This window comes from Lactiplantibacillus fabifermentans DSM 21115 (genome assembly GCF_000498955.2).
Taxonomy (GTDB): Bacteria; Bacillota; Bacilli; order Lactobacillales; family Lactobacillaceae; genus Lactiplantibacillus; species Lactiplantibacillus fabifermentans.
Genome location: NZ_AYGX02000137.1, coordinates 1 through 2,975, shown reverse-complemented (window position 1 = coordinate 2,975; position 2,975 = coordinate 1). Strand labels below are relative to the sequence as shown.

1 protein-coding gene and 1 pseudogene are annotated in these 2,975 nt (G+C 47.1%); one reads left to right on the top strand and one right to left on the bottom strand.

Going from position 1 to position 2,975, the window contains the following annotated elements:
* Positions 1–1,633, top strand: a pseudogene (lepA, locus tag DY78_RS11635) (translation elongation factor 4); the annotation flags it as partial.
* Between the two features lie 117 nt (positions 1,634–1,750).
* Here the strand turns inward: lepA and DY78_RS11630 are convergent.
* On the bottom strand, positions 1,751–2,887 hold the full coding sequence (locus DY78_RS11630) for a lipocalin-like domain-containing protein (protein ID WP_024626388.1): 1,137 nt from the start codon (positions 2,885–2,887) through the stop codon (positions 1,751–1,753).
* Positions 2,888–2,975 lie beyond the last annotated feature (88 nt).

The following is a 2,975-nucleotide window of genomic DNA, read 5'->3' as shown; positions in this document are numbered from 1 at the left end:
GACCGTTAAATCACGAACTGTCCGAAACTTTTATCAGGCCGCTGACGGTCATGAATATGAATATAATTTAATTGATACACCGGGGCACGTCGACTTTTCATATGAAGTGTCGAAAAGCTTAGCAGCTAGTGATGGCGCCATTTTGTTAGTTGATGCGACCCAAGGCGTCTAAGCGCAAACCGTTGCTAACTTGCGTTTGGCGATGGCGAACCAGCTGACGATTTTACCAGTGATTAATAAGATTGATAGTGCTTTAGCGGATGTTGATCAGACAGAACGCCAAATTCGGGCGTTAAGTGACCAATTTGCAACTAGTCCGATTCTCAAAATTTCGGCAAAATCCGGTGAAGGGGTTCCCGCAGTATTGGCCGCAATTAAGGATGTCTTTCCGGCGCCGACCGGTCAAACGACGGCTCCATTGAAAGCTTTAGTTTTCGATTCCACCTACGATGCGTTTAAGGGCATTATTGCCTATGTGCGGATTGTTGATGGTCAATTGTTGCCGACAACGAATTTACAATTGATGGCCCAATCGCAAGCGGTCAATAATAAAGAAATTGGTAGCTTCACCCCGCAAATGACACCCGTAAGTGCATTAAACGTCGGTGAAGTCGGCTATGTCGTGACCGGGTTAAAAGATCCACAGTTATTGCGGGTCGGCGATACGTTGACGAATCGCGACCAACCAACGGCGACCGCTCTCCCGGGATATGCCCCCGCGCAGCCGATGGTCTTTGCCGGCTTTTACCCGAAAGATGACCGGTATACTGATTTGAAACTGGCAATTGAAAAGCTCGCCTTGAATGATTCCTCGTTTCAATACGCTGCGGAAGTTTCGGAAGCATTGGGACCGGGTTTTCGCTGTGGCTTTTTAGGCATCTTTCATTTGCAAATTATTCGTGAACGCTTACAAGCGGAATATCACTTGGACGTTTTAACGACGGCGCCCAACGTGACGTATCGGGTCCATCTCAAAGATGGGTCGGAACAACTCGTGAATAATCCCATCAAGTTTCCAGACTTTGCAACTATTGATTTTGTCGAAGAACCGATGACGACGGCCACCATTACGACGGATAACGCGGTGTTGGGTGATGTCATGCAACTGGCGGATAGCCATAAGGGTGAATTAGTCGACATGCAAAATCAAGGTGACTTGATTGAGTTACATTATCAAATCCCGATTTCGGAGATTGCTTATGATTTCTTCAACGCCTTGAAGTCAATTTCGCATGGGTATGCGACGCTCGAGACCGAGTTTTCCGGGTATGAGTTAGCGGATGTGGTCAAAGTGGAAGTGAATGTCAATTACGCTAAAGTGGATGCCTTGTCGTTTATTGTGCATCGCGAGGACGCGCCAGCGATGACCCAGCAATTAGTAAAAAAATTGAAGCACACGATTCCACGGAAACTTTATCCGATGCCGGCGCAAGCCATTGTTGAAGGAAAAGCGGTGGCACGCGTTGACGTGCCACCATTACGCAAGAATGCGGCCGTTAATGGTGAAAAACGCAGCGTTTCGAAAAAGCAAGCCTTGTTGCGGCGCCAGAGTATTAACAAGCGGCAGGCCGCCGTTAGCGATGTGAAATTATCGCAGGAAGTGTTTAATGCAGTGCTAGAGTTATCACTTTAGTGGTCGACCACTGTTTTGTCATCTGCTTTGGCGATGAAAATAGTAAAAAGGGGCGTCTGATGAAATTTCAACTTCATCAGGCGCCTGTTTTTAGTCGGTCTTCGTATGTTTCAACAATTAAAATAAATGAGCTTGGTCGTTCTCAACGCCAGCATAATTAAATTCATAAAGGATTGGACCAGTCACGGTCGTTGTTTGACCATTTTGCGTCAGTTCCAGTTCGCTAGTGGCTAAATAGCGCGTGTAGGTTGGTTGTAAATGTTGGGCGGTCATTTGCGCTTGGACTGCGGCCGGTTGTTGACTAAATAAGTCGATAACGTTGATTTCTTGAGGGTCCGAAATCGTGTACTTGACTGTCGTCGTGTCGCCAGTAAAAGTATAACGAATCTTTTTCGGATAGCGTTTGCCCGTGGACGCTTGGACGTAACTGTCTAATACTTCGACTTCAGTATGAGCAGCATCCGTGTTTTCGAATAGGCGGTGACCTTGGGCGTCGTCAATCGTGAATAATGGGATTTGCGCTAGACCGAACTTTTCGGCGGCGACCATGTCATAAATTAAGACGCTATATTGACCGATATTTTGACGCCCCCATAGCCAGTGATGAAAGGCGGTCATCGGGGAAATGTTGAACCATTGGTGGTTGTAGTAGGCCGCTCCGTGCACTGCTTTGGTGACGCCGTTAATCGTGAGTGTTCCAGTCACGGTTAGTTTCGTAATACAAATAAAGTTGTAATAGTAGTCACCAAAAGTAATATAACCAGACCCTGGCCGGAAGGGTTGCGTTTGGGCCACGAACCGTAAATCAGCGGCAGTTTGATGTTTCGTCGTGCGTTTGCCTTCCATTTCGACGAGTTGGTCGGCTTCGGGTTCAATGTGGACGTCGTAAGTTTGCCAATTGTCACCCGTCAGTTGCGAGGGGCCAAAGTTGAGTTCGCAGTGATCGGTAGCCATCGTGGCTTGAGCGGGGGTGTAAGCACGGTAATCGTCGACTTTGGTACCATCGGCCGCCGTATAGTTAATGGCGACATTCGGATTATCACCAGCTTGGTTAACTTGGGCGACTGATTTTGGACGGAAACCTAGGACTAAGGTTGATTGGTCATCAAATGAGCAATCAAAGTACCAGATTTCACCATGGCCGGGTTGGTCGGTATCGCGGCGCCCATCTTCCCAATTGGCGATGGTGTGTGGGTCAATGTGTAAATTGGTATAATCTTGTGGTTGATTCATAATACGACTAGTAGTTTTCATGATGAAGACCTCCATTGCTTGAATGGTTCCTATCATGGTAGATTGTAAAATTAATCCGAACGCTGTTCGGACAAAAAAGATCAGCTTC

Coding starts and splice junctions, on each gene's coding strand:
- DY78_RS11630 (WP_024626388.1), bottom strand. CDS start 2,887: ATGAAAACTACTAGTCGTATTATGAATCAACCACAAGATTATACCAAT.